At 65.7% G+C, this 25,615-nt stretch carries 25 protein-coding genes and 1 pseudogene; 9 read left to right on the forward strand and 17 right to left on the reverse strand.

Translation table 11 applies throughout. From position 1 onward, the window contains the following. Positions 1-63: 63 nt before the first annotated feature. Entirely contained in the window at positions 64-444 is a 381-nt protein-coding gene (locus NFX52_RS07445; protein WP_055396973.1) for a tautomerase family protein, read from the forward strand. Between the two features lie 22 nt (positions 445-466). Here the strand turns inward: NFX52_RS07445 and NFX52_RS07450 are convergent, their stop codons facing one another. Further along, on the reverse strand, positions 467-1,051 hold the full coding sequence (locus NFX52_RS07450) for a TetR/AcrR family transcriptional regulator (protein ID WP_055396971.1): 585 nt from the start codon (positions 1,049-1,051) through the stop codon (positions 467-469). Positions 1,052-1,154: 103 nt separating this feature from the next. Here NFX52_RS07450 and NFX52_RS07455 point away from each other — a divergent pair, with 103 nt between their 5' ends. Continuing rightward, positions 1,155-1,622: a nuclear transport factor 2 family protein gene (locus NFX52_RS07455; RefSeq protein WP_055397008.1), complete on the forward strand. Its 468-nt coding sequence runs from the start codon at positions 1,155-1,157 to the stop codon at positions 1,620-1,622. Positions 1,623-1,694: 72 nt separating this feature from the next. On the opposite strand, the gene NFX52_RS07460 is transcribed toward NFX52_RS07455, so the two are convergent. The 4 genes from NFX52_RS07460 to NFX52_RS07475 all read right to left on the reverse strand — a co-directional run bounded on the left by NFX52_RS07460 (position 1,695) and on the right by NFX52_RS07475 (position 7,160). After that, complete coding sequence (locus NFX52_RS07460) at positions 1,695-3,341, reverse strand: tannase/feruloyl esterase family alpha/beta hydrolase (RefSeq protein ID WP_207401934.1); 1,647 nt, start codon at positions 3,339-3,341, stop codon at positions 1,695-1,697. Between the two features lie 172 nt (positions 3,342-3,513). Continuing rightward, entirely contained in the window at positions 3,514-4,554 is a 1,041-nt protein-coding gene (locus NFX52_RS07465) for a helix-turn-helix transcriptional regulator (RefSeq protein WP_055396969.1), read from the reverse strand. A gap of 204 nt (positions 4,555-4,758) precedes the next feature. Beyond that, the gene (locus NFX52_RS07470) at positions 4,759-5,856 is read right to left on the reverse strand and encodes a M14 family metallopeptidase (protein ID WP_055396967.1); all 1,098 of its coding nucleotides are present in this window, start codon (positions 5,854-5,856) and stop codon (positions 4,759-4,761) included. A gap of 92 nt (positions 5,857-5,948) precedes the next feature. Then, the gene (locus NFX52_RS07475; protein ID WP_055396965.1) at positions 5,949-7,160 is read right to left on the reverse strand and encodes a M20 aminoacylase family protein; all 1,212 of its coding nucleotides are present in this window, start codon (positions 7,158-7,160) and stop codon (positions 5,949-5,951) included. 77 nt (positions 7,161-7,237) lie between these two features. Between NFX52_RS07475 and argE the strand changes: the two genes are divergently transcribed. Then, positions 7,238-8,398: an acetylornithine deacetylase gene (gene argE, locus NFX52_RS07480; RefSeq protein WP_055396963.1), complete on the forward strand. Its 1,161-nt coding sequence runs from the start codon at positions 7,238-7,240 to the stop codon at positions 8,396-8,398. 54 nt (positions 8,399-8,452) lie between these two features. On the opposite strand, the gene NFX52_RS07485 is transcribed toward argE, so the two are convergent. Then, a complete protein-coding gene (locus tag NFX52_RS07485; protein ID WP_055396962.1) occupies positions 8,453-9,601 on the reverse strand; it encodes an ABC transporter substrate-binding protein in 1,149 nt (382 codons plus the stop codon). A gap of 130 nt (positions 9,602-9,731) precedes the next feature. Between NFX52_RS07485 and NFX52_RS07490 the strand changes: the two genes are divergently transcribed. Beyond that, positions 9,732-11,834, forward strand: a complete 2,103-nt coding sequence (locus NFX52_RS07490) for a molybdopterin-containing oxidoreductase family protein (protein ID WP_055396960.1) — start codon at positions 9,732-9,734, stop codon at positions 11,832-11,834. Positions 11,835-12,012: 178 nt separating this feature from the next. Here NFX52_RS07490 and NFX52_RS07495 read toward each other — a convergent pair whose 3' ends face one another. The 4 genes from NFX52_RS07495 to NFX52_RS07510 are packed head-to-tail and all read right to left on the reverse strand — an operon-like array spanning position 12,013 to position 14,860. Next, positions 12,013-12,306, reverse strand: coding sequence for a hypothetical protein (locus tag NFX52_RS07495; RefSeq protein WP_055396958.1), 294 nt, complete (start codon positions 12,304-12,306; stop codon positions 12,013-12,015). A 9-nt stretch (positions 12,307-12,315) separates the two neighbouring features. Then, complete coding sequence (locus tag NFX52_RS07500; RefSeq protein ID WP_055396956.1) at positions 12,316-12,969, reverse strand: DUF4276 family protein; 654 nt, start codon at positions 12,967-12,969, stop codon at positions 12,316-12,318. Next, entirely contained in the window at positions 12,966-14,066 is a 1,101-nt protein-coding gene (locus tag NFX52_RS07505) for an AAA family ATPase (RefSeq protein WP_055397004.1), read from the reverse strand. Before NFX52_RS07505 ends, NFX52_RS07500 begins: the two co-directional genes overlap by 4 nt. A 32-nt stretch (positions 14,067-14,098) precedes the next feature. Next, on the reverse strand, positions 14,099-14,860 hold the full coding sequence (locus NFX52_RS07510; protein WP_156358679.1) for an OmpH/Skp family outer membrane protein: 762 nt from the start codon (positions 14,858-14,860) through the stop codon (positions 14,099-14,101). A 62-nt stretch (positions 14,861-14,922) separates the two neighbouring features. Here NFX52_RS07510 and NFX52_RS07515 point away from each other — a divergent pair, with 62 nt between their 5' ends. Further along, positions 14,923-15,084 (forward strand): hypothetical protein, encoded by a 162-nt coding sequence (locus NFX52_RS07515; RefSeq protein WP_156358678.1) that lies wholly within the window; start codon positions 14,923-14,925, stop codon positions 15,082-15,084. A gap of 145 nt (positions 15,085-15,229) precedes the next feature. Here NFX52_RS07515 and NFX52_RS07520 read toward each other — a convergent pair whose 3' ends face one another. The 5 genes from NFX52_RS07520 to NFX52_RS07540 all read right to left on the reverse strand — a co-directional run bounded on the left by NFX52_RS07520 (position 15,230) and on the right by NFX52_RS07540 (position 20,435). After that, positions 15,230-15,910 carry a type 1 glutamine amidotransferase domain-containing protein gene (locus NFX52_RS07520; RefSeq protein ID WP_055396952.1) on the reverse strand — a complete coding sequence of 227 codons (681 nt, stop codon included), beginning with the start codon at positions 15,908-15,910 and terminating at the stop codon, positions 15,230-15,232. 142 nt (positions 15,911-16,052) lie between these two features. Next, positions 16,053-17,144 (reverse strand): alpha/beta hydrolase family protein, encoded by a 1,092-nt coding sequence (locus NFX52_RS07525; RefSeq protein ID WP_252635594.1) that lies wholly within the window; start codon positions 17,142-17,144, stop codon positions 16,053-16,055. Between the two features lie 160 nt (positions 17,145-17,304). Further along, the gene (locus NFX52_RS07530; RefSeq protein ID WP_055396950.1) at positions 17,305-18,468 is read right to left on the reverse strand and encodes an iron-containing alcohol dehydrogenase; all 1,164 of its coding nucleotides are present in this window, start codon (positions 18,466-18,468) and stop codon (positions 17,305-17,307) included. 122 nt (positions 18,469-18,590) lie between these two features. Further along, the gene (locus NFX52_RS07535) at positions 18,591-19,316 is read right to left on the reverse strand and encodes an alpha/beta fold hydrolase (protein ID WP_082437373.1); all 726 of its coding nucleotides are present in this window, start codon (positions 19,314-19,316) and stop codon (positions 18,591-18,593) included. Positions 19,317-19,511: 195 nt separating this feature from the next. Continuing rightward, entirely contained in the window at positions 19,512-20,435 is a 924-nt protein-coding gene (locus NFX52_RS07540; protein ID WP_055396946.1) for a LysR family transcriptional regulator, read from the reverse strand. 130 nt (positions 20,436-20,565) lie between these two features. Here NFX52_RS07540 and NFX52_RS07545 point away from each other — a divergent pair, with 130 nt between their 5' ends. Next, the gene (locus NFX52_RS07545; protein ID WP_055396944.1) at positions 20,566-21,588 is read left to right on the forward strand and encodes a zinc-binding alcohol dehydrogenase family protein; all 1,023 of its coding nucleotides are present in this window, start codon (positions 20,566-20,568) and stop codon (positions 21,586-21,588) included. A 141-nt stretch (positions 21,589-21,729) separates the two neighbouring features. Beyond that, positions 21,730-22,143, forward strand: a complete 414-nt coding sequence (locus tag NFX52_RS07550) for a VOC family protein (protein WP_055396943.1) — start codon at positions 21,730-21,732, stop codon at positions 22,141-22,143. Positions 22,144-22,249: 106 nt separating this feature from the next. On the opposite strand, the gene NFX52_RS07555 is transcribed toward NFX52_RS07550, so the two are convergent. Together NFX52_RS07555 and NFX52_RS07560 are read right to left on the reverse strand one after the other, a co-directional pair. Next, entirely contained in the window at positions 22,250-23,230 is a 981-nt protein-coding gene (locus tag NFX52_RS07555; protein WP_055396941.1) for a Bug family tripartite tricarboxylate transporter substrate binding protein, read from the reverse strand. A gap of 204 nt (positions 23,231-23,434) precedes the next feature. Then, positions 23,435-24,442, reverse strand: coding sequence for a fumarylacetoacetate hydrolase family protein (locus NFX52_RS07560; protein ID WP_055396939.1), 1,008 nt, complete (start codon positions 24,440-24,442; stop codon positions 23,435-23,437). A 103-nt stretch (positions 24,443-24,545) separates the two neighbouring features. On the opposite strand from NFX52_RS07560, the gene NFX52_RS07565 reads away from it, so the two are divergent. Next, entirely contained in the window at positions 24,546-25,328 is a 783-nt protein-coding gene (locus NFX52_RS07565; RefSeq protein ID WP_055396937.1) for an IclR family transcriptional regulator, read from the forward strand. Between the two features lie 20 nt (positions 25,329-25,348). After that, positions 25,349-25,615, forward strand: a pseudogene (locus NFX52_RS07570) (DUF3108 domain-containing protein); the annotation flags it as partial.

The raw sequence follows: 25,615 nt of genomic DNA on the forward strand, positions 1-25,615 counted from the left end.
ATATCCATAGCATATTCATATGGATAGGATTTCGCCAGCATCTTGTTCAGAAAGGATCTTGCGATGCCCCTCATCCACATTGCCATGCGCGCCGGCAAGCCTGCGGCCTACCGGCAGGCGATCTTTGACACGCTGTACCGCGCCTTGCGCGAGACCTTCAACGTGCCCGAGGACGACCAGTTCATGACCATCACCGAGCACGACGCCGCCAACTTCCGCTACAGCCCCACGTACCTGGGCGTGGCCCGCAGCGACGACGTGGTGTTCATCCAGATCACCGCCAACAACACGCGCGGCCTGGAGCAGAAAAAGGCGCTGTTTTCGCGCACCGCGCAGCTGCTGGGTGAGAGCCCAGGCCTGCGGCCCGAGGACGTGTTCATCAACATTGTCGAGGTGGCTAAGGAGAACTGGTCCTTCGGCCACGGCCTGGCGCAGTACGCGTGAGGTGATGCGCGGCACCGGGACACTAGGGGGCAAGGCCCGCCAGCAGGCGCTCCACGCTGCCCAGCACCGCCTTGACAGGCTCGCCCATCTGCACACGCACGATGGCGCCCTCCACCACCAACGTCACGGCCTGCGCGTCGCGCACCCTCTGTGCGCCAGGGGGCAGCAGGGTGGCCAGAAGGTCCGTCATCTCATGCTTGTGGCGCTGTGCAATCTCCATCACCTCCGGCACCGTGCCGCCCAGCTCGCCCACGCTGTTGATGAAAGCGCAGCCCCGGAAGTCGCCGCGGCCAAACCATTCGGCCAGCGTGGCCAACAGCGCATTCAGGCCGGACGCACCACCACGCTTTGCATTCCCATGGCGCTCCAGGGCCGCAGCAAACCATGCAATCCAGCCTGCATGGCGGTATTCAAGATAGGCGCAGATGAGATCGTTTTTGCTGGGGAAATGCCGGTAGAACGTGACCTTGGTGACCCCCGACTCGGCGATCACTCGGTCGATGCCCGTGGCACGGATACCGTCGCGGTAAAACAGCGCGTGCGCGGTCTGCAGCAGGCGGTCGCGGGCAGGCAGGTCTTTCCAGTCGGAAGGCGGCAGGGGAATCATGTGGGCATTGTAGACAAGTCTGTCTACATTTCGTTATGATGCGATGTAGACAGACTTGTCTACATCCTCAACCCTCTTGACCCACAACCCCAAGGTGCTGCCCATGGAAACCCGCCCGCCTCTTCCGCCCTTCTCCCTGCAAACCGCCATCCAGAAAGTGCGCCTGGCCGAAGACGGCTGGAACTCGCGCGACCCGGCGCGTGTGGCCCTGGCTTACACCGAGGACACCCGCTGGCGCAACCGGGCTGAGTTTCCCGTGGGCCGCGAGGCCGCCCGGCAGCTGCTGGAGCGCAAGTGGGCGCGCGAGCTGGACTACCGCCTCATCAAAGAGCTCTGGGCGTTCAGCGGCCACCGCATCGCCGTGCGGTTCGCCTACGAATGGCATGACGACGCAGGCCAGTGGTACCGCAGCTATGGCAACGAGAACTGGGAGTTCAACGATGCGGGCCTGATGGCCGTGCGCCACGCGAGCATCAACGACCGGCCCATCCAGGCCGCAGACCGGCTATTCTTCTGGCCCCTGGGGCGCCGGCCGGACGACCATCCGGGGTTGAGCGACTTGGGGCTGTGAAACCGCAAAGGCCCCATGCCGTGGTCAAAGGGCACGCCCGGGCAGGGCGTGCCCTTGCTCCACCCACCGCGCTCAGGTCGCCGAGCAGGTGAAGCTCTCGGCCTTGGCCGGGTCACCCGTGCCGTTGTAGCGCGGGAACTTCGGGTACTCGCACACCGGGCGCTGGGCCACGGGGGTGGTGGTGCCGGGCGCGAACTTCGTGGCCACCAGTTTGTCGGGCGCCGTGCCCTTTTCCACCCATGCGTCCATGGCGGCCAGCAGGTCGATGGAGCGGGGCTCGGTGCCCACGCCGTCCAAGTCGTGCCCGTTGGAAGGCGAGGTGACCATGCGCGCGAAGCTCTGCACCTTGCTGGCGCCCAGGCGCTGCTTCACCGTGTCGAGGTACTCCACCGTGCGGTACATCGACACGCAGGTGTCGCCCGCGCCGTACCAGATCAGCAGCTTGCCGCCGTTGTCGGCAAAGGCAGCAATGTCCGGGTCGGTGCCGTCGATCATCTCGGCCAGGCGGCTGTACTGCGCCTGGTACTGCGTGGGGTCGTGGCTCAGGATGTTGGCGTTGGGGTTGCCCTCCACCAGGCGCGCAGCCGCCGTCACGGCCATGTGGTTGAACGAATCGGGGGCATCGAAGCTGGTGCCGAACATGTACGACTGCCAATCGGACGTGGACGCGCCGCCCCGGCCAAAGCGCGGGTAGCCCACTGCGCCGCGCGACAGGGTCACGGGCGTCTTGTGGTCGCTGTAGATGAGGCGGATGGATTCGATCTGACCGGCCGTGAGGCAGCTGTCGCTGTCCGCGCCCTGGCACAGCAGCTCGGTGGGCACGTAGTTGCAGGCCTCGACGTTGCCGATGATGCCGTCCTTCAGACCGTCCAGCCCGTCGCACGCGGCCGTCTCGGCCTTGGCGTAGAGCGCGATCTTGGCGGGGCTCATCCAGTTCTCGCGGCTCTTGAAGATGTGGCGCAGCACCGTGGGGCCCAGGTTGACCTGGTGCGCCTGCTGGGCGATGGCGGGCTCCATGGCCACCACGCCGTCGTAGTCCTTGGGGTACTTCTGCGTGGAGATCAGACCTGAGCGCCCGCCGTTGGAATGGCCCATGTGGTAGCGCCGCACGGGACGCTTGCCATAGAACTCGGTGGCGATGGCGGTGCCCACCTCCAGCACAAAATGGTTGGCGTCGAACGCATGGTTGCGCAGCGCCACATCGCTCTTGCCCCAGGCAAAACCCTGGATCTGGTGGCCGGAGTCGGAGCTGATCTTCACATACGGATTGGCCGATGGGCCCACCAGCTGCTGGTACCACGGATCGTCGGTGGGGATAAATCCGTCGAAGCCGCCACCGCCGATGGTCAGCGTCTTGCTGTTCCATTGCGCCAGCGTGGGCAGTTCCACCGCCCAGTTGATGGTGGAGTCGGGCGAGGACACGATCTGCCCGCGCACGATGCACACGTCGGGCAACGTGCCCTCGGCCTTGCGCAGCTCGGTGCGCGTGAGCTTGGCGCCATGGGGCAAGGTGGTTGACGTGTAGGCAGCGCAAGCTTCTGCCAGGGGCTTGCTGGCCAGCGGCGCAGGGGCATCGCTGCCACCGCCGCAGGCCGTCAGCGCCAGGGTGGCTGCGGCGCCCAGGCCGCTCAGCGCACGCGCGGGCCATCGGCCCAAGGGTGCCGCGAGTGCGATGCGACGGGGTTGCGCCACGGCGGCGCGGGTGGGGTTCGGGAACATGCGGAAAGTCTCCTGTGGTGTGTTTTTCTCAGGAGCCCAGCTTGCGGCGGCAGCGCCACCGCAGTCTCTGGGACTCCGGTGCGGACGATAGAAAAAGAAGCTGCCGCTGCGGCCTCTGCAAATGCAGAGGGAGCGGGAAACTACCGAGCCCGCACAGCGGCGGGCCACCGCCCTACGCGTTGCGCAGCGCCGCCACCAGTTCCAGCTTGTTGCGCACACCCAGCGCTGCGTAGGCAGTGCGCAGGTAAGTTCGCACCGTGGCGGGCGTGAGGCCTAGCGTGGCCGCAATGTCTTTGTGCGACTGCCCCTGGGCGTAGAGCATGGCCACGCTCAGCTCACGCGGGGCCAGCGCCTGCTTGTGCTGGCGCGATGCGATGCTGAGCGCCACCAGCGGGCCGCACCGCTCCAGCCGCAGGCGGCAGGCCTTGCCCAGCGCCAGGTTGCAGGGCGCGCCGGGCAGCGCCTGCACCACGGCCGGTGGCAGGCGGGTGCCCGCCCACTCCGGGTAGGCCGCGCGCAAGGCCTGGCTGATGCGCAGGCCCGCAAACAGCAGCTCGCCCGTGGGCTGTGCCAGCGCAAAGCTGTCCCACGGGCGGCGTGGAGAATCGCTTTGCAACCGCTGCAGCCGGTAGTGCCAGTGCTGCAGCAGGTGCAGCACAAACTCGCCAAACAGCACGGTTTCGGCGTCGGTGAATTCACTGCATTTGGGCGTCCGGTAGACCGAGACAAAAAACAGCAGCCCGCTGTGCGGCAGCTCGGCCGTGAGGGCCATGCAGTGGTACAGGCCATGCCGCTCTGCGAAGGCCATCACCTGCGGGTCTTCGGGTGGCGCGCCGACCAGGTCGCGCTCGCGGATCACCTCGCCCAGGTGTCGCATGGAATGCTGCGCAAAATCGTCCGCAGCGGCCAGGGCGTTCCACTCGTCGGCAAAGCCCCGGGCCAGGCCGATGCTGCCGTGCAGCCAGTTGCGCGGCGCGGCCTGCACATCCTGCGCGCCGCCCCCTGCGCCAGACTCGCCTGCCGACACCTCGCCCCACCACGCCGAATCAAAAGGCACCAGCCCGCGCAGCGTCTGCAGCGCCTGGTGCAGCAGGTCCTGCGGCGGCGCGTGCTGGGCCTGTTCAGCCAGCTGGAGCAGGCTGCGGCTGAGCGCGCGCAGGGGATCTGCTTGCTGCGCTTGCGCTGCCACGTGTGCCACGCTGGGCGGCCTCATGGGCCAGCGTGTTCTGCTGCGTGCGGGATGGGGGGTGTGCGGGGGCGTGGCGCCATGGGGTCTCCTGGTTTTTGGGAACGATGGTAGCCGCCATGCGCCAGCGGCTCCCTCGTAAAAACCAGGCCCCATGGACCTGAAATACTATATTTTTTATAGCTACTTGCGCTTGCTGGATAAGCGCCAGGTGCATTTTTCACCAAGTATTCAAGAAACCAGCCCCTCCACCGCCTGGAACATCGACTGCCGCGCCTGGCTGATGATCTGCCCCTTCCAGGCATCGGTGTCGGTGTAGAAGGCCGCCAGCATTTGTGCCTTGATCTGGGCGGCCTTGTCGGCGGGCGTGTCGGGGTGCAGGTTGAGCCACTGCTCGGCACGGATGGCGTTCATCACGTCGAGCACGGGCACCGTGCCGTACTCCATGGCGATGCCGGTGTACTCTGCATGCGGGCATTCGTCGTAGATCGAGGTCCACATGAGGCCGGTGAGGAAGGCCGAGGTGGACGAGCCGTCGTAGATGGACGTGACCGGCGTGGCGCCACCGCCGCCCCACCAGGCGCGCGCACGGGCCACGGCCACATCGTCATCATTGCCTGCGTAGATGCGCTCGCCATGGCCGCTGGGGCCCAGGCCGGTGTGCAGGTCAATCCAGGCGATGTTCGAAGCGCTGGCGCCGTGCTGGCGCAGCACCTGGCGCAGCGTGCGGTTGCTCCAGGTGGGCTCGGTGCCACCAAAGAACACGCCCTGTGGAAACTCGTGCTGGCCCTGCGAGATGGCCGCCTGCCACGCGGCCTCGCCCTTGGTGGCGATGTACTGCTGCACGGCGGCCAGGTTCTCGGGGCCGGGCGGCCACTGCTCGGGCAGCAGCAGGGGCTGCACCTCGCGGTAGGCGGTGTTCACGGGCAGGGGCTTGCTGAAGTCCTGGAAGTTGCGGTTCAGGTCCACGTTCTCGTGCGTGAAGCGGCGCACATGCGAGAAGCCATACGGGTTCAGCGCATGGATGTAGAGCGTGGCCACACCGGCATCGCGCGCCTTGGCCCGCCACTCGGCGTCGTGCAGCGCAAACACCTGCACGCCGCTGCCGCAATAGCCTTCGACGCCATGGCAGGCGCTGCTCACGATGAGCAGCTTCTTCGCGTCCGCCGGGCCGTCACGCACCACGTCCATGGCCAGGTCCTCGCCGTCGCGGCCCTTGAGCGGATGGGCGTGCGATTCGATGGGCAGGCCGGCTGTTGCGGCGGCCTCCAGAAACTTCTTTCGCGCCTGCGCGTAGCTGGGCGAGAAGGCTTCAACGATTCCGGTCATGGGCGGGGCTTTCAGGAGTCAGTGTGGGAGGAAAAAGAAAACCCGGGCACGCGCGCTGCGTGCGCCCGGGGTAAAGGTAGTTCAACGGCGCTTCAGGCCACGCTGGTGGGCTGAGCCAGCCACTCTTCAGCCAGCTTGACCCAGTAGGTCGCCCCCAGCGGGATCAGGTCGTCATTGAAGTCGTAGCTGGGGTTGTGCAACATGCAGGGGCCGCCGCCATGGCCCATTTCGCGGTGCGTGCCGTCACCGTTGGCGATGAAGCAGTACGCGCCGGGCTTGGCCTGCAGCATGTAGGCGAAGTCTTCGGCGCCCATGGTGGGCTCTTGCGCCAGCACACGCTCTTCACCCACGATGGTGGTCATGACCTTGCGAGCAAACTCGGCCTCGGCGGGCGAGTTGATGGTGGGCGGGTAGTTGCGCACAAACTCGAACTCGCAGGTGGCGTCGTGTGCGGCGCAGGTGTGCTCGGCAATCTGGCGCATGCGCTTTTCGATCAGGTCCAGCACTTCCACGGTGAAGGTGCGCACCGTGCCCTGCAGTTCGACGCTGTCGGGCACCACATTGGTGGCCTCGCCCGCATGGATCATGGTGACCGAGATCACGCCCGCGTCCACCGGCTTCTTGTTGCGGCTGATGATGGTCTGGAAGGTCTGCACCATGCCGCAGGCGATCGGCACCGGGTCGATGCCTGTGTGCGGCAGGGCCGCATGGCCGCCTTTGCCGCGCAGGGTGATCTTGAATTCGCTGGTCGATGCCATGACCGGGCCGGGGCTGACGGCAAAAGTGCCCACGGGCATGCCGGGCCAGTTGTGCATGCCGTACACGGCCTGCATGGGGAACTGCTCGAACAGGCCGTCTTCGATCATCACGCGGGCGCCGCCGCCGCCTTCTTCGGCGGGCTGAAAGATCAGGTACACAGTGCCGTCAAAGTTGCGGTGCCTGGCAAAGTGCTGGGCCGCCGCCAGCAGCATGGCCACGTGGCCGTCGTGGCCGCAGGCGTGCATCTTGCCCTGGTGTTTGCTGGCGTGGGCGAAGGTGTTGAACTCCTGCATGGGCAGGGCGTCCATGTCGGCGCGCAGGCCAATCGCCCGGCCACTGGCGCCACCGTCGCGCCCCTTGACGATGCCCACCACGCCCGTCTTGCCCAGCCCCCGGTGGATGGGAATGCCCCATTCGGTGAGCTTTTGGGCCACCACGTCGGCGGTGCGCACCTCTTCAAAGCACAGCTCGGGGTGGGCGTGAATGTCCCGGCGCACCGCTGCAATACTGGCCGCCTGGGTGACGATGGAGTCAATAACGTTCATGATATGTGTCCTTACGATCTCACAGTCTAGCCCGCTGGCCGCCCCTTGCGCCACCCCGGGTTTATTTGCACTGCAACATGACACTCTCCCCCCACGCCCTCGAACTTGCGCAAACCCTGGTGCGCATGAACACCGTCAGCCACCACTCCAACCTGGAACTGATCCATTTCATCCGCGACCACCTGGCCAAGCTGGGCGTGAAAAGCCGACTGACCTTCAACGACGACAAGACCAAGGCCAATCTGTTCGCCACGCTGGGCGAGGGCAAACCCGCTGGCGTGATCCTCTCGGGCCACACCGACACGGTGCCGTGGGACGGGCAGGACTGGACCATGGACCCACTGAGCGCTCTGGTCAAGGACGGCAATCTGTACGGGCGCGGCAGTGCCGACATGAAGGCCTTCATTGGCATTGCGGTCTCGCACGCCGAGCAATTCCTGAACAGCGACGCGCCCTTCGCCATCCACCTGGCCTTCAGTTATGAGGAAGAGATCGGCTGCTTTGGCGTAAAAGAGCTCATCGCCGACCTGCGCGATGCCAACATCAAGCCCCTGGCCTGCATCGTGGGCGAGCCCACCAGCATGGTGCCCGCCATCGCACACAAGGGCGTGTACCGCTACAAGTGCTGCGTGCGCGGCAAGGAGGCGCATTCCTCCCTCACGCCGCATTCGGTCAACGCCATCGAGATGGCCGCCCGCGTGGTGGGCCGGGTGCGCGACATGGCGGAAGACTTTGAAAAGAATGAGCCCCGCTTTGAGGGCTTCGACGTGCCGTTTTCGACCACCAGCGTGGGCCAGTTCCACGGCGGCATTGCCGACAACGTGGTGCCGCGCGACGCCGAGTTCCGCTACGAGTTCCGCGACCTGCCCACGGCCAATGCGGCGCAGATGCAGTCCGAGGTGGTGGCCTATGCCAAGTCGCTGGAGCCTGCGATGAAGAAGGTGGCGCCCGCAGCAGGCTTTGAATTCGAGACCATCTGCGAGATTCCGAGTTTTCTGGGCAGCAAGGATGACCCGGTGACACGCCTGGCGCAGGAGCTGAGCGGCGAAAAGAACACCACGCTGGTGGCCTTTGGCACCGAGGCGGGCCTGTTCAAGAACGCGGGCATCTCCACCGTGGTGTGTGGCCCCGGCAGCATCCAGCAGGCCCACCAGCCCGACGAATACGTGAGCCTGGAGCAGCTGGCGCGCTGCGAGGCCTTCATGCAAGGACTGGTGCGCACACGCACACTGGGCTGATCGCCTTGCAGATAGATGCCGCAGAGCCCTCCGCCGGGGCCTGCGGCGCTGCAGTCAGGTCCTCACACGGCCGTCGCCCGTCAGCATGGACATCTCGACAAACTTCGATGCCGCATGGCTCGTAGCGCTGTAGGTGACCGGAAAGCCCGAAATCACCTGGCTGCCCAGCGACTCAATGCCGGTGATCAGGCTCTCGCGGGTGGGCCTTCCGCTGCCCTGGGCCTGGCGCAGGCCTTCAGTGAAGATGCGGGCGGCCAGAAAACCCTCCATGCTGGAGTAGTTGGCCTGCACCTTGTCGCCGCCCTTCTTGATGGCTTCCAGAAACTCGCGGGTAATCTGGCGCGACGGCTGATAGGGCGAAGGTACGACCTGCGACACCACCACACCGGCGCCATCCTTGCCCAGCTCGTCGGCCAGCGCCTGCGTGCCCACGAAAGACACGTTGTAGAACGTGCCGCCAAAGCCCGCCTTGCGCGCTGCGCGCACAAAGGATGCGGCCGAGGCATAGGCAGTGATCTGCACCACGGCATCCGGCTTGGCCGGCACCAGCTTGTCCACAGCCGCTTTCACGTCGGTGGAATTGCGCTCCACCGTGGCAGTGGCCACAGGCGCGAGCTTGAGTTCGGTCAGCGCCTTTGTCACGCCATCAAGTCCCGCCTTGCCGTAGGCGTCGTTCTGGTAGAACACCGCAATCTTCTTGAGGCCCAGGTTGGTGAGCTGGCGCACGATGAGTGCGGTTTCGTCGTAGTACGAGGCGCGCACATGGAAGATCAGCCGGTTGAACGGCTGGCGCAGCGCCTCGGCCCCCGTGAAGGGGCCAAAGAATGGCACTTTTTCCTTGGTGAAGATGGGCATCGCCGCCAGGCTGGTGGGCGTGCCGATGTAACCAAACAGGGCGAACACGTCTTCGGCAATGAGCTTCTTGGTGTTCTCGGCGCAGCGGTCGGGCTCGTAGCCATCGTCCATCGTGCGGATTTCCACCGTGCGCTTGCCCACGCCACCCTGCGCATTGAGCTGGTCGAAAAAGAGCTTGGCACCCAGGTTGAACTGCACGCCCAGCTGCGCGGCGGGGCCCGTGAAGGCAGCAGACTGGCCCAGCACAATCCGGCCTTCACTTTGCGCGTGTGCCAGCTGGAAGCCCCCCAGCGCTGCAGCGCCCAGGCCCACGGAAAACTGTCTACGACCCAATACCGGTTGGTTCATGGTGAAATCTCTGCTCTTGTGAATCGAGGGCGATCCCTCTGCGCTGCCGGTAGGCAGCCTCCTTGGAAGGGTGGCTAGATATGCACAACCGTTCCAACCCTGATTGCCAGTTTAACGATCAACCTACCAAATGCCCACGTCTTCTGCTGCAAATCCCCCTCTATCTGTACCGACTCAGGTGCGCGGCGCCTGCCCCCACGACTGCCCGGACACCTGCGCCCTGTTGACGACCGTAGAGAACGGCGTGGCCACCCGCGTACAGGGCAACCCCGCGCACCCACACACCGACGGCGTGCTGTGCGCCAAGGTGAGCAAGTACACCGAGCGCAGCTACCACCCCGAGCGCGTGCTCACGCCGCTCAAGCGCACGGGCGCCAAGGGGGCCGGCCAGTTCGTGCCTGTGACCTGGGATGAGGCTCTGGCCGACATCGCCCAGCGCCTGCAGTCCATCGCCGCACGTGCGCCCGAAGCCATCCTGCCCTACAGCTACGCGGGCACCATGGGCATGGTGCAGGGCGAGAGCATGGACCGCCGCTTCTTCCACAAGCTGGGTGCCTCGCAGCTGGACCGCACCATCTGCGCATCGGCCGGGGCCGAGGCCCTGGTGCAGACCCTGGGCGGCAAGGTGGGCATGAAGGTGGAGTTTTTTGCCGAGTCGCAGCTCATCCTGATCTGGGGCAGCAACTCCATCGGCAGCAACCTGCACTTCTGGCGCTACGCACAGCAGGCCAAGCGCAATGGCGCCAAGCTGGTGTGCATTGACCCCCGCAAGAGCGAGACGGCCGACAAATGCCACGAGCACATCGCCCTGCGCCCCGGCACCGACGCCGCGCTGGCCCTGGCGCTGATGCACGAGCTGATCGTGAACGACTGGCTGGACCACGACTACATCGAGCGCCACACGCTGGGCTGGGAGCCATTGCGCGAGCGCGCCCTGCAATGGCCGCCCGAGCGCGCGGCCGAGGTGTGCGGTATTCCGGCGGAACAGATCCGCCAGCTGGCCAAGGACTACGGCACGACGAAGCCCGCCGCCATCCGCCTGAACTACGGCATGCAGCGCGTGCGTGGAGGCGGCAATGCGGTGCGCGCCGTGGCCTGCCTGCCTGCGCTCACGGGCGCCTGGCGCCACCGCGCGGGCGGCGTGCTGCTGTCCAGCTCGGGGCAGTTTCCGGCGCAGCGCGCCGTGTTGCAGCGTCCTGACCTGATGCCCGCCAGGACACCGCGCACCATCAACATGTCCACCATCGGCGACGACCTGCTGCGCGAGGCCTCGCCCGCGTTCGGCCCGAAGGTGGAGGCCGTCGTGGTCTACAACAGCAATCCCGTGGCCGTGGCCCCCGACTCGGGCAAGGTGGTGCAAGGCTTTGCACGCGAAGATCTATTCACGGTGGTGCTGGAGCACTTTCAGACCGATACCGCCGACTACGCCGACTACATCCTGCCCGCCACCACGCAATTGGAAAACTGGGACGTACACCTCTCCTACGGCCACACCGACGTGCTGCTCAACCGCCCCGCTATTGCGCCGCTGGGCGAGGCCCGCAGCAACGCCCAGATCTTCCGCGACCTGGCGACGCGCATGGGCTTTGCCGAGCCCTGTTTTGCCGAGAGCGACGAGGCCCTGTGCCGCCAGGCGTTTGGCGACGCAGTGGACTACGCACTGCTCGAAAGCCAAGGCTTTGCCACGCTGGCGCTGCCCGATGCGCCGTTCGCCGAAGGCAACTTCCCATCACCCTCTGGAAAGTGCGAGTTCTACAGCGCCCGCCTGGCCGCCCAGGGCCTGGACGGCCTGCCCGACCACCTGCCCAACTACGAGCTGCAGGGCACGGACGCCCGCTACCCGCTGGCCATGATCTCCCCGCCCGCGCGCAACTTCTTGAACTCCACCTTCGTGAATGTGCAGAGCCTGCGCAACATCGAAGGCCGCCCGGTGCTGGAGATCCACCCCGACGATGCCGAAGCACGTGGCATTGCCAACGACGCCGTGGTGCGCGTGTTCAACGACCGGGGCAGCTACCTGTGCCACGCCACCGTGTCGCGCCGCGCACGGCCCGGGGTTGTGAATGGCCTGGGCATCTGGTGGCGCAAGTTGGGGCTCAATGGAACCAACGTGAACGAGGTGACCAGCCAGGCGCTGACGGACCTGGGGCGTGCGCCCACGTTTTATGACTGTTTGGTGGAGGTGGAGGCGTGCAACACACCTGAGGCTGCGGCTGCAGAAGTCACAACCTGATATCCATCACCGTTAAACCGGCAGATACCGCTACTAAAACAATAGCTGCTTGCGCTTTATCTACAAGCGCTAGCAGCCATTTTCCTCAGAACCACGCCGTCCACCATCCCGACGGACTCAGCCGCACACCCCCTCAAAACGCAAAAAGTCGTTCAGTGTCTTGTCTTCTGTGACCTGCTCATGGGACACCAGCATGTACTTCCAGGGCTTGGCTCGCCTCTTTCAACAGAGTGCGGCAATGCGTCCATGACAAGCTGGGGTTGAGCACGCCCGGCCGCACATCACGGCCCAGAGGAGTTTCGCCACGCACTGCGTGTTGAATCTGCTGCGCATCCAAAACAACACGCATCGCGTGTTGTTTTGCCAGAAGCTGCGGGTGGCTGCGGGCCGGGTCCTCCAGCAAAATGCGCGGCTCCAGCCGGGGGCGTTGGTCTTTGCCGATCCAGGTGACTTCTGGTTTTTGGCGTGCCATAGGGGGGGGTCAGGGAAGGGCCTCCACGGCCAGCAGCCAGGCATGGAAATGCGGGCAGGCCTGGCGCAGGGCGTCCAGCCCAATGTCGCAGGCGATCAGCGGGCCGTGAAAGGTTTTCTGGTATTCAGGCATCACCGCCAGGATGCGTTTGGAAGGGGCAGTATGCGGGCTGTCGTTCACATCCTCGGGCGAGCCTGCTTGTGCCACGGCCTGGGCCAGGGTGGCGGGCACTTTGGCATTGCTCGTCCATTGCTCAAATTGTGCAGGCTGGGTCAATAGCAGCGCCTCGTACTCGTGCACCAGCAGGTTGGGCAGAAAGTTGGGCTCGGCGATGTCTTGCAGAAGCTGCGCCTCCAGGTATTGCGCCTTGGTGCTGCCGCTGGCCTGGGCGGGGTATGCGGGTGCCGCCTTGCCCGGAAAGTCGGTCGGCAGCGCATACAGGTCGAACAGGGTCGTAACCCAGGCTTCTGCGTCTTGCCTGCACAGCCGCACGATTTGCGGCTTGACCTTGGCGTAACTCACCACACCGCCTTTGTAGCCGGGGCTGGTACTGACGATGATGGGGGTGAGATACCGGCCCAGGCGGGCGTAATGCGGCACCAGCAATTCACGCACGAAGGCCTCTTCGGTCTGGCCTTCCACAACCACATAGAGGCGGCTCATCGCTGCGGCCTTCCGCCCAGGATGTTTTTCTTCCACAGCTCGCCCAGGGTGTAATCCTGCAGCCATTCGCCCAGCGATTCGGCGCTGGGCCGGGAGAAGGTGGATGCACCACCTTTTTTGTCCACCACGATCAAATCTTCGGCATCAAACTCGTTGACCAGCTCCACTGACTGGGTGGAGACGATGATCTGGTGCTGCTGCGCGGTGGACTTCATCATCGCCCCGAGCATGGTGATGGCAAAGGGGTGCAGGCCCAGTTCGGGCTCGTCAATCAGGATGGTGGCGGGCATGAACGCTTCGGGCTGCAGCAGCACGGTGGCCAGGCAGATAAAGCGCAGTGTGCCGTCGGACAGGGCGCTGGCGGTAAACGGTACGTCCTGCCCGGCCTCGGTCCATTCGAGCTGGATTTTTTCGGGGTTGCTCGCATAGGGGCGAAAGAGAAAATCGCCAAAAAACGGCGCCACCATCTGGATGGACTTGACGATGCGCTGGTAGTGGCTGTTGTGCTGGTCCTTTAGATGCTGGAGGAAGGCCGCCAAGTTGCGGGCGTCTTCGCGCAGATACTGGTAGTCGCCGACGCCATGCACTTGCTTGACCATGGCGCTGGTGCTCGTGTCATGGAAGTGATACACGCGCCAACTGCGCATGGCGGGGACAGTGTGGCTCCATATCAGCCCGTGGTGTTGTCGTTCCTTGAAGCGCGTTTCGAAGTGGCCACCTTCAGGATGCCATTCACCGCGCACGTTCCACCACAGCGCCTCATGGGCAAACATCATGCGGTTGTCTTGGGTGGGTTTGAGCTGGAAGCGATAGCCGTTGTTGCCGAAGTACAGCTCTGCACTCAGCACCTCGGTGGTCTTGCGACCAAAGTGCAACATCGCATCAGGCCCCCCCGCGTCACCCACAAACACTTGGAGCTGCTGGTCCAGAATGCGCCCAATGAGTTTGAAAAACCCGATGAAGTTGGACTTGCCTGCGCCGTTGGCCCCGATCAGTACATTGATAGGCCCCAAGGCCAGATCGCACTCGGCAATCGACTTGTAGCCGTTCAAAACCAGCCTGGAGAGCTGGTTGGGGTTAGTAACTTGTTTCGCCATCATCAAAATCTCATGGTTCTTTGTGGACGGGCCTACGCCAGCGCCCACTGGATGGCAAATATCTTACGGACGCTGGCGTGCACTGACAGGCGTTCTTCCACAGCGGCAATCAGGCTGCTGCGCTGCGCATCAATTTCATCCTGCCGATCAAAAATCCTGCGCCGCAGCTGGTTGCGTTTGTCCTCCAGCTCGCGCTGGCGTTTTTGCCAGTGCAGTTTTTCTTCCAGCGTAGCGGCCACAGTGGCGGTGCGGCGCACGTCTTTGATCTCACGGTCCAGCTCTTTGACTTCGTTTTCCAGGCCCACCTTCAGGTCGTCGGCCCAAGCATCGAGCTTTTGCACTTCGGCATCGAAGTAGCCCAGGTTGCGGGTGTTGACGGCCAGAATCTGTGCGCGCTCCAGCCGCTCCACGTCTTCGGCCAACGCGGCTGGGGGCTCCATGAACAGGCTAGCCTCCAGCACCTGGGCGGGCAGGCGGAGCAGTTTGTGTACGTCTTCTTCGTGCAGGGGCTGGCCTGTGTCGGTAACGCCTGCCACCAGCGGGCAGTCTTCTTGCACGCCCACCAAGCTCGCCTCAACAGTGTTGCCCAGGCCCACCTCTTCCGCCAGGATGGCGCCCTGGGATAGCGGGCTGCGGAATGCAAAGAGGGCCGCCTCGACCTGATGGGGGTTGAGATCGACCCGCGCATCGACCAGGGTGGAGGCCAGGAGGTCCAGGGAGTCACGCCCAATCTGCCGGGATAGCACCCAAGCAAGATACTGAGTCTGGTAGGGAGTAATGCGGTAGTCAGGCAAAGTGGGTCTCGTAGCGGCCTACTGATGATTATGAAACGGCCCTGCGAGAATCCTTTAGCCTGTTGGTTCAACCTCAAAAGCGCAACTTCAACGAGGCGACCAGCCAAACTATTACCGACATCGGGCAAATGGCCACGTTTGATGAATGCTTGGTGCAGATGGAGACCGCAGGCACCGCCGGTGCCAACATGAATACCTTGCCCCGCGCCACCGCCACGGACTGACCGCAGCGCGGCAAGGTCATTTTGCTACTTATTCGATAGGTGCTTGCACAATATTCACTAGCGCCTGCAACCATTTCACCCTCAACCTGCGCAGACACACGTTCTGCGCAGGCTCCGCCGGTGTGCGGGGTTCCTGCTCGGTCCATCACCCCAACAGCAGGAGCAAGGCATGGGCGCCCTGCTCGGACGATGCGGGATTCTGCCCAGTGATCAGCGTGCCATCGGTCTGCACATAGGGCGCCCAGTCAGAACCTTTGGAATACACCCCGCCGTTGGCCTTGAGCATGTCCTCCACCAGGAACGGCACGATCTGGGTCAACTGCACGGCGTCTTCTTCGGTGTTGGTAAATCCCGTGACCTTTTTTCCCTTGACCAGGGGCGTCCCATCAGGCGCCTTGGTGTGGCGCAACACGCCGGGTGCGTGGCACACCAGCGCCAGCGGCTTGCCGGCCGCAAAGGTCTTTTCGATGAGTGCGATGGACTGCGCGTCTTCGGCCAGGTCCCACAGGGGGCCGTGGCCGCCGGGGTAGAACACGGCGTCAAAGTCCTCGGCCTTTACGCTGGACAGGGGCACGGTGCTGGCCAGTTGCTGCTTCGCTGAAGCATCGGCCTTGAAGCGGCGCGTGGCATCGGTCTGGGCGTTTTCGTCGTCGCTTTTGGGATCCAGGGGCGGCTGGCCGCCGTGGGGCGATGCGAGGGTGATCTGCGCGCCTGCATCCTTAAATACGTAATACGGTGCCGCAAACTCTTCCAGCCAGAAGCCCGTCTTTTTGCCGGTGTCGCCCAGTTGGTCGTGGGACGTCAGAACCATGAGGATGTGTGCCATGGAGGTCGCTTTCGTTGTGGGGGTTGTTCGGAAAACCAAACCACCACCGTATCAGCCATCGGTCCCGTTGTCCCGCGATGCAGGCAGGTTTGCGGCATTGGCTTACAGGACGGTACTACCGCGCTGTAAGCCCCCCAGCATCTCAGCGCAGCTGCCTGGCCAGGAACTCCGCCACCTCGCTCTCCAGCGTGGCGTGGTAAGCCACGCGGTCAAAGCCTTCGGGGTTGGCTGCGGCGTCTCCCGCCTCAGACGCCAGCGGCCAGACAGACTGGGCCATGAAGGCGAAGTGGCCTGCACCCGGCACGGTGTTGGCCTGTGCAGACGGCAAATTCGCCGCCACATAGCCGCCGTGGTATTTACCCGTGAGCACGGCATCGCGCTCGGCCACCATCAGTCGCACGGGCACGCTGATGGCCTTCAGGCTGTCGGGCGTGAACACCACCGCCATGGGCGCCATGGCCACCACGGCGCGGATGCGGGGGTCTGCCACCGAGACCAGCGGACCATCGAGCGCGGGGGCGCCGGCCTGTGTGGATGCCGCGGTGGCTGCCGCAGGTGCCTCCTTGGTAGTCTGGGCGGTCTGGCCACGGGCGGGCAGCTTGCCCAGGCTGCAAAAGCCGGGGTCGTCCGACACGCTGCGGCAGTGCTGTGCCGCACGGGCCGGTTCGGCCTGCGCACCGGCCAGGGCCAGCACGGTGTAGCCGCCTGCCGAATGCCCCACGGCGCCAATGCGTCCGGCCGGAATGCGGGGGCCCCATTCGGGGCTGGCCAGCAGCGCATCCAGCACGCGGCTCACCTGGCGGGGGCGCTCGCTGAAGTAGCGGCCTGAGGTGATCATCGACCGGTCCTCCCAGTTGTCGCCCGGGTGGCGCAGCGCGGCCACCAGATAGCCGTCGGCAGTCAGGCGCGTGGCCAGGTTGTGGTGGCCCAGCTCATGTCCGCCCGTGCCGTGCGAGATAAGGATCAGGCCCTTGAGGGGCTCGGCCGCCACCGGGGCGCCCGGCGTGACCACGGGCCGCCAGGGGCCCATGGGCAGGGTGCGAGCCACGGCGGGCGTGGGGTAGTACAACGCCACGGTCACGGGCTCTGAGCCAGGGACGACCAGGGTGCGCAGGCCCGCGTACTGCGCCGATGCGGGGCTTGCCCAGGCCAGAAGTGCCATGAGAGCTGCCAGCAGCGGAGCACGGGCGTTGCGCCACGCGGAGCGGAGGGCCAGGATGAGGATGAAGATCACGGTGCGCCTTTCGTCAAATGCCGCCCGGGGTGGCGGCTTGACGGCACTGTAGGCAGCACCCGCAGCGGGCTCCAGCGCCCTGCGACGAAACGCCGCTGTGCGGCGCGAAATGCACCACGGGAGGCGCGAGCGTTTGCCCGCTCTCCCGCTCGGCGGCGGCTTACAGCGCGGCTTCGAGGATGCGGCGGCTCACGGCGGGCGTGATCTCGCGCTGTTCGCCCAGGGTCACCATGCCATGCGCTTCGAGCTGCGCCACCACGGCGCCCACGGTGTCGCCGCCCAGGCCGTAGCCCGACAGGCGCGTGGCGATGCCCATGCTTTCAAAGAATTCGCGCGTGCGCTCGATGGCGGCGGTAATGCGCTCGTCGTCGGTGCCGGTGGTGATGCCCCACACGCGCTCGCCGTACTGCAGCAGCTTGGCGCGCTTGGCCACCCGGCGCTCGTTCAGCAGCGCGGGCAGCACGATGGCCAGCGTGCGCGCGTGGTCGATGCCGTGCAGCGCGGTCAGCTCGTGGCCGATCATGTGTGTGGCCCAGTCCTGCGGCACGCCCGCGCCGATCAGGCCGTTGAGCGCCATGGTGGCGGCCCACATCAGGTTGGCGCGGTCTTCGTACACGGGCTCCGGGGCGGTCAGCAAGCGCGGGCCGATCTCAATCAGCGTCTGCAGAATGCCTTCGGCAAAACGGTCCTGCACGGGCGCATTGACCGGGTAGGTCAGGTACTGCTCCACCGTGTGCACGAAGGCATCGACCACGCCATTGGCCAGCTGCTGGGGCGGCAGGGTGTAGGTCTTGGTGGGGTCGAGCACCGAAAACACCGGGTAGGTGTGCACGCTGCCAAAGGCCAGCTTGGCGCCCTTGGCGCGGTGGGTGATGACGCCGCCGTTGTTCATTTCAGAACCCGTGGCGGGCAGCGTGAGCACGGCGCCAAACGGCAGGGCGCCCTTCACGTTGCGGCCATGTTTTTCGAGGATCGCCCAGGGGTCATCGCCCTCGAAGCGCACGGCGGCGGCGATGAACTTGACGGCATCGATCACCGAGCCACCACCCACGGCCAGCAGGAAGTCAAACCCGCCTTCGCGGATCTGCGCCACCGCCTTCATGGAGGTCTCGTAGCTCGGGTTGGGCTCGATGCCGCTGAAGGTGGCGTGCTGGCGCTCGCCCAGCGCGGCGCGCACCTCGGCCAAGGTGCCGGTCTTCTCGGCGCTGGCGCCGCCCACCAGGATCAGCACCTTGGCTGCGGCAGGCACGAGCTTGTCCAGGTCGGCAATGCGGCCCTGGCCGAAGGCGATGTGGGTGGGGTTGTGGAAGTCGAAATTCAGCATGGGGGTCTTTCTGGGCGAGGCCGGCGCATGCGCCGTTGGGGGTCGCATTGTGCGGCGCACCCGCGCCCCGGCGGCGTCGCGTGGGCGATAGCCCTCCGGCCGCCGCGCTCATCCCGGACCCGTCAGCGGAAACCGGCAATCTGGTGCACGGTGTCCGCCAGCCGCTGGGGTTGCGAGAAATACGCAGAGTGGCTCGCCTCGATGGATGACACCGTGGCGCAAGGCGAGGCCGCGATCATCTTGCGCTGCAGCTCGATGGTCACGGCCCGGTCCTGCGTCAGCTCGATGTAGTGCCGGGGCACGCTGCCGTAGCGCGGCGCCGTCAGCGCAAGCCGGGTGAGTGCGGGCAACGAGGGCTCGGGCGTGAGCAGCGCCTGGGCCAGCGCCACGTCGGCGTCCGAGCAGTCGGCGTAAAGCGCGGGGCGGTAGGCCTCGGGCGCCAGGTGGTCGGTCAAGGTGCTGCGGCTGACATGGATGTGGCGCGCCACCAGCGAGGCCTTGTCCTGGCGGAAGAAGTCGGTCACCCGCTCGCCATGGCGCAGCATGTAAGCGGCCAGGTAGGTCACACCCACCAGCTTGTGGTGCCGCTGCTCGGCCACTGTGGACGCCACAATGCCGCCCCGGCTGTGCGCCACGATGAGCGCCGGGCCGTCCAGCGCATCGAGCACCCGGCACACATGCGCCGCCATGGCCGAGAGCGTGGTGCGCCCCCGCGCCACCCGCCAGTGGCGGCCATGGGCGGGCAGGTCAGGCACATGCACCTGGTGCCCCCGGGCCTGCAGCAGCGGGACCACTTTGTGCCAACACCAGGCGCCATGCCAGCTGCCGTGCAAAAGAACGATATTCATGAAGATGCCTTTGGGTCTTGGGGAGAAATGCCGGGCGCCAGTTGCGCCGCCCGCCGGGCGAGCGATGGCTTGACGCCCCACTCCGACCGGAGCGTAAAACCGCCCTGCCCCAGGCACTCGCTGAATCCGGACCACCGATTGGCGGCCGGCGGCACGCCCCCCTCCCTCTCCTCCCTCGCCCGCGAAACGCAAAGATCAGGAGGCGACCTCTTGCTGCTGCAGCAGCGCCTGCAGCCGCGTGGCCATGAAGTCACGCAGCGCGCGTACCAGGGGCGTGAGCTGCCTGCGACTGGGGGCAACCAGAAACAGCGGGACCGCCTCCGTGGTCCAGTCGGTGCACAGTGGCACCAGACTACCGGCAGCCAGGTCGTGCGCCACGTCAAAGTACGACTTGTAGGCAATTCCGCGCCCCAGCACGGCCCAGCGGCGCACGGCATCGCCGTCGTTGGCCACGTTGTGGCTGCGCACGCGCACCTGCGCCTCCTGGCCCGCCGCATCCCAGAACCGCCAGCGGTCATGCACGTCCTCGCCCAGCATGAAGCACAGGCAGTCATGGTCCACCAGCGCATGGGGGGTAGGGGGCGCGCCGTGGGCCGCCAGGTAGGCCGGGGCCGCACACAGCACGCGCCGGTGCTCGGCCGCCAGCGGCAGCGCCACCAGGCCCGAATCCTGGGGCTTGCCATAGCGAAAGGCGGCGTCCACCGGCTCGCTGTACACGTTGGCCATGCGGTCCGACAGTTGCAAACGCACGGCGATGCCCGGGTGCTGGGTCTGGAATGCGTCCAGCCAAGGCAGCAGCACATTGCGCCCCAGGTCCGACGGCGCCGCCAGCTGCAGTGTGCCGCTCAGCGCACCCGCCCGGCCACTGGCCAGCTGCCCCTGCACCTGCTGCAGCGCGGCCAGCGCGGGGCGGCAGTGCTCCAGAAACAACGCGCCCTCGGGCGTGAGCCGCAGGCTGCGCGTGGAGCGCACAAACAGCAGCACGCCCAGCTCAGCCTCCAGCCGCTTGAGCGCCGCGCTGGCCGCCGCCGGGGTCAGGTCCAGCGCCCTGGCCGTAGCAGACAGGCTGCCGCTGTCCACGGTGCGCACAAAGATGTCCAGGTCTTGAAGGCTTTTCATGACGACTTCAGGTGTTGTCGGCTTTATTTTCAAACATTGATTGAATATTCATTCAACTATCCACCCATTTAAAAACAAACCCGCAAGACCAATCATCGAGGCATCTCATTTTTAGACCCAGGACCACCCCATGAAAGCCATCGGCTACCAAACCGCCCACCCGATCGACCACCCCGAGTCGCTGCTCGACATCACCCAAGCCGACCCCGTGGCCACCGGCCGCGACCTGCTGGTGGAGGTGCATGCCGTCTCGGTGAACCCCGTGGACACCAAGGTGCGCAAAAGCAGCTCTCGCAGCGGTGACGGCCCCGACTACAAGGTGCTGGGCTGGGATGCCAGCGGCATCGTGCGCGCCGTGGGCCCCGATGTGACGCTGTTCCGGCCCGGCGACCGCGTCTGGTACGCGGGCTCCATCGCCCGCCCCGGCACCAACAGCGAGCTGCACCTGGTGGACGAGCGCATCGTGGGCCACGCGCCGAAGTCGCTGGACTTTGCCGAGGCCGCCGCGCTGCCGCTGACCACCATCACCGCGTGGGAGCTGCTGTTTGACCGCCTGGGTGTGGGCCCTGGCAAGCAGCCCACCAACAAGACCCTGTTCATCATCGGCGCGAGCGGCGGCGTGGGCTCCATCCTCACGCAGCTGGCGGCGCGGCTCACCAGCCTCACGATCATCGGCACGGCATCGCGCCCCGAAACGCAACAGTGGGTGCGGGACCTGGGCGCCCACCACGTCATCGACCACAGCCAGCCGCTCACGCAAGAGCTGGCGCGCATCGGCCACCCTATGGTGGACATCATCGTGAGCCTCACGCAGACCGACGCACACTTCGACCAGATCGTGGAGGCCATCGCGCCGCAAGGCCAGTTCGCACTGATCGACGACCCCATCTCGCTTGACGTGACGAAGTTCAAGCGCAAGTCGGTGTCGGTGCACTGGGAGCTGATGTTCACCCGCGCGCTGTTTGGCACGGACGACATGATCGGCCAGCACCGCCTGCTGACCGAGGTGGCGCAGCTGGTGGATGCGGGCCTGATCCGCACCACGCTGGACCAGCGCTTTGGCAGCATCAACGCGGCGAATCTGAAGCGCGCCCATGCACTCATCGAGAGCGGCAAGGCGCGGGGCAAACTGGTGCTAGAGGGGTGGAATTGAGGGACGCCAGTCCGCTGAGTCCGATGCATGAGCGAGGCGGCCTCTGAGGTGCGGTGGGTTCTGTATCCAGGCGAAAATACTGTGTTTAATATCAGTATTTCAGGTATAAAACCGCACACAACAACCCCAGGAGCCCCTCCCATGCTGGACCACATGACCTTCCGCGTCACCGACATCGCCCGCACCAAGACGTTCTACACCGCTGCCCTCGCGCCTTTGGGCTACAGCCTGTGTTTTGAAGGCAACTACGGCTCCAACATGCTGGGCTATGCCTACCCGGCTCCGTCCGAGCCCGACGGCAAGAAGGCGGATGTGTGGTTCATCGACGGCCCCTCGCCCTACGGCGGCCCGCCCGCGACTACGGGCTGCCACCTGGCATGGCGGGCCGCCACCCGGGCCCAGGTCGATGCCTTCTACCGCGCCGCCATCGAAGCCGGGGGCAAAGACAACGGAGCCCCCGGCCTGCGGCCCGACTACCACCCCCACTACTACGGCGCGTTTGTCATCGACCCCGAGGGCAACAACATCGAGGCGGTGTGCCACCTGCCTGAATAGTGGATGGGCCTGCTTGGGCAAGCGGCCTGCCAGGCTGAAGGGGTGGAGAGGCCCGTCAAGGCCAGGCCACCCAGTGCACCGTCCCGTGCACCGAGGTGCTGCGAGATCAGTCCAGTTTCACGCCTGCCGCTTTGATGATCTCGCCCCAGCGCTTGGACTCGGCACGCGCCATGGCGCGGAACTGCTCAGGCGTGCCGGGCAATGCTTCCATGCCGAAGTCGTTCATGCGCTTGACCACGGCGGGGTTCAGCAGGGCCTTGTTCAGGTCAGTGTTCAAACGCGTGGTGATGGCGGCGGGCAGGCCAGCGGGCGCCAGGATGCCCTGGAACGCAAACACCTCGGTGTTGGGCACTCCGGCTTCGGCCAGGGTGGGCACGTCCGGCAGCGCGGCCACGCGCTTGGCCGAGCCGATGGCCAGCGCACGCACCTTGCCCGAGGTGATCACGGGCAAGCCGGCGGCGAGGTCCAGGAACATGCACGGCACCTGCCCACCCATCACGTCCTGCAGCGCGGGCGCGGCGCCGCGGTAGGGGATGTGGGTGAGGAAGGTCTTGGTGCGGTTCTTGAACATCTCCATCGCCAGGTGGTGTGGCGAGCCGTTGCCGGGCGATGCGTAGTTGAGCTTGCCGGGATTGGCACGCGCGTAGTCCAGAAACTCCTTCACCGTCTTGGCTTCGAACGATGGATGCACCACCAGCGCCAGCGGGAAGCGGCTGATGCCGCCCACGTAGGTGAAGTCTTTTTCGGGGTTGAACGGCAGCTTGGTGAACAGGTGTTCGTTGTAGGCCAGGATGGCGTTGTCGGCCGACATGAAAGTGTTGCCGTCGGGTTTGGCCGTGGCCACGGCCTGGCCGCCGATGTTGGTGGAGGCGCCTGGGCGGTTGTCCACGATGATCTGCTGGCCCAGCGTCTGGCGCATGGCTTCGGCCACGGTGCGGGCCAGCACGTCGGTGCCGCCGCCTGCGGGGTAGGGCACCACCCAGCGCAGGGGCTGGTCGGGCCAAGCTGCTTGCTGGGCCAGGGCCCAAGGGGCGGCGGTGGTGGCGCCTGCGGCGGCCAGGGCGGACAAGAGGGTTCTACGCTGCATGGGGTTGTCTCCTATATGAAACTATTAAATTAATAGCTGCTAACGCTTATCCAATAAGCGCTAGAGCCTGTTTTTTCTTGTATTTTTGACTGCACATGCGCGCGTCGCTTGAAACCGGCGCGCGCTAAGGCCAGCACCACCGTGGAACTGGCTTTGCCAGGCCACGGGTGGCGTCCCCCTGAGGGGGAAGACGCCGAAGGCGGCTCAGGGGGCTGCGATGCTCTGGTCAATGGCGCCAAAGATGCTCGCGCCGTCCTTGCCCTTGATTTCGATGCGGATGGTGTCGCCGAACTTCATGAATTCGGTGCTGGGCTTGCCGTCCTGGATGGTCTCGATGCAGCGCTTTTCGGCGATGCAGCTGTAGCCCTTGGGCCATTCGGTGCGGCCGTTGGCGTCGGTCACGCCCTTGTTGCTCACGGTGCCGCTGCCGATGATGGAGCCCGCGCGCAGGTTGCGCGTCTTGGCCACGTGGGCGATCAGCTGGCCGAAGTGGAAGGTCATCTCGGGGCCCGCGTCGCACATGCCGACCTTGCGGCCGTTCCAGGTGGACTGCACGGTGAGGTTCACGCGCCCATGGTCCCAGGCGTCGCCCAGCTCGTCCAGCGTGACGGCCACAGGGCCGAAGGCGGTGGCGGGCTTGCTCTGGAAGAAACCGAAACCCTTGGCCAGCTCGGCAGGGATCAGGTTGCGCAGGCTCACGTCGTTGGCAATCATCACCAGGCGGATGCCGTCCAGCGCCTGGTCGGCGGTGGTGCCCATCTTCACGTCGCCGGTGATGACGGCGATCTCGGCCTCAAAGTCGATGCCCATGGCTTCGCTGGGCACCACCACATCGTCGCAAGGGCCGATGAAGTCGTCGCTGCCGCCCTGGTACATCAGGGGGTCGGTATAGAAGCTCTCGGGCACTTCGGAGTTGCGCGCTTTTCGCACCAGTTCGACGTGGTTGATGTAGGCCGAGCCATCCGCCCACTGGTAGGCGCGGGGTAGCGGGGCCATGCATTGCTTGGGGTCAAACGGGAACGCGTGGCGCGCGCGGCCGCTGTTGAGCTGGTCGTACAGGTCCTGCAGCTGGGGCGAGATGAAGCCCCAGTCGTCCAGCGCCTGCTGGAGCTTGCTGGCGATGCCGGTCGCATAATGGGCTGTGCCCAGGTCGCGGGAGACGACAACCAGTTGGCCGTCGCGCGAGCCGTCTTTGTAGGTAGCGAGTTTCATGGTGGCAGGACCTTTGTCTCAAGGGGTTGAAAGTCTTCACCCAACACGAATTACGCTTGGGTAAATTGATTTAACTAAACAAAACTCGCAAATTTTAGTGCACATGGACAAAGAACGTGCAGGAATTCAATCGGTCGAGGTGGGTTTTGCCCTGCTGGAGGGGCTGACCCGCTCGCGCGGGCCGCTCATGCTCAAGGATGTGGCGGCCTCGGCGGGCATGAGCGCGGCCAAGGCGCACCGGTATCTGGTGAGCTTTCAGCGCCTGGGCCTGGTCACACAAGACCCGCGCAACGCCCGCTACGACCTGGGCCCCGCCGCCCTCAAGCTGGGGCTGGCGTCGCTGGCCCGGCTCGATGCCGTGCGCCTGGCGCGCGAGCGCATGCCGGAACTCATGGAAGCCATCGGTCACACGCTGGCGCTGGCCGTGTGGGGCAACCACGGCCCCACCATCGTGCACTGGGAGGAGTCGCCCCAGGCTGTCACTGCCAACCTGCGCCTGGGTGACGTGATGCCGCTGTTGTCGTCGGCCACCGGCCGCTGCTTTGCGGCGCACATGGCGCCTGATGTGGTGGCGCCGCTGCTCAAGGAGGAGCTGGCCCGCGCCGTGAAGATGCGCCGCACCGACCTGCCCTCGACCATGACCGAGGTCAACACCCTGCTGGCCGAGGTACGCGAACGCGGTGCCGCGCGGGTGGTCGATACCTTGCTGCCCGGCATCGTGGCGTTCTGCGCACCCGTGTTTGACGCGGACGGCCACCTGGAGCTGGGCATCACCACGCTGGGCTCCATTGCCACCTTCGACCCCGAGTGGGGCGGCGCCATCGACGCGCCGCTGCGCGCGGCTGCGGCCCAGCTCTCCAGTGATCTGGGCGCGGGCAGCGCCTGACGGCCCCGGCACGCAGGTAGATGCCACGGCGCGCGCTCTTTCTCATCACTGCGCTGGTGCTGGCCCTGCACTGGCTGGTGCTGAGCGGGGTGCCGCTGGCGTGGGACAGCCCCGGGTCGCCTGTCGGCAAAGTGTTCAGCACGCGCAGCATTGCGGCACCGCCGCCGCCCGCTGCCGCTGTGGCAGCTGTGGCAGCCGTTGCCCCCGTTGCGGCGAAACCTGCGGTCGCGCCCAAGCCGCCCGCGCGCCCCAAACCACCGGCACGGGCAACACCCCAACCCCCGGCC

Source organism: Acidovorax facilis, assembly GCF_023913775.1.
GTDB lineage: Bacteria > Pseudomonadota > Gammaproteobacteria > Burkholderiales > Burkholderiaceae_C > Acidovorax > Acidovorax facilis.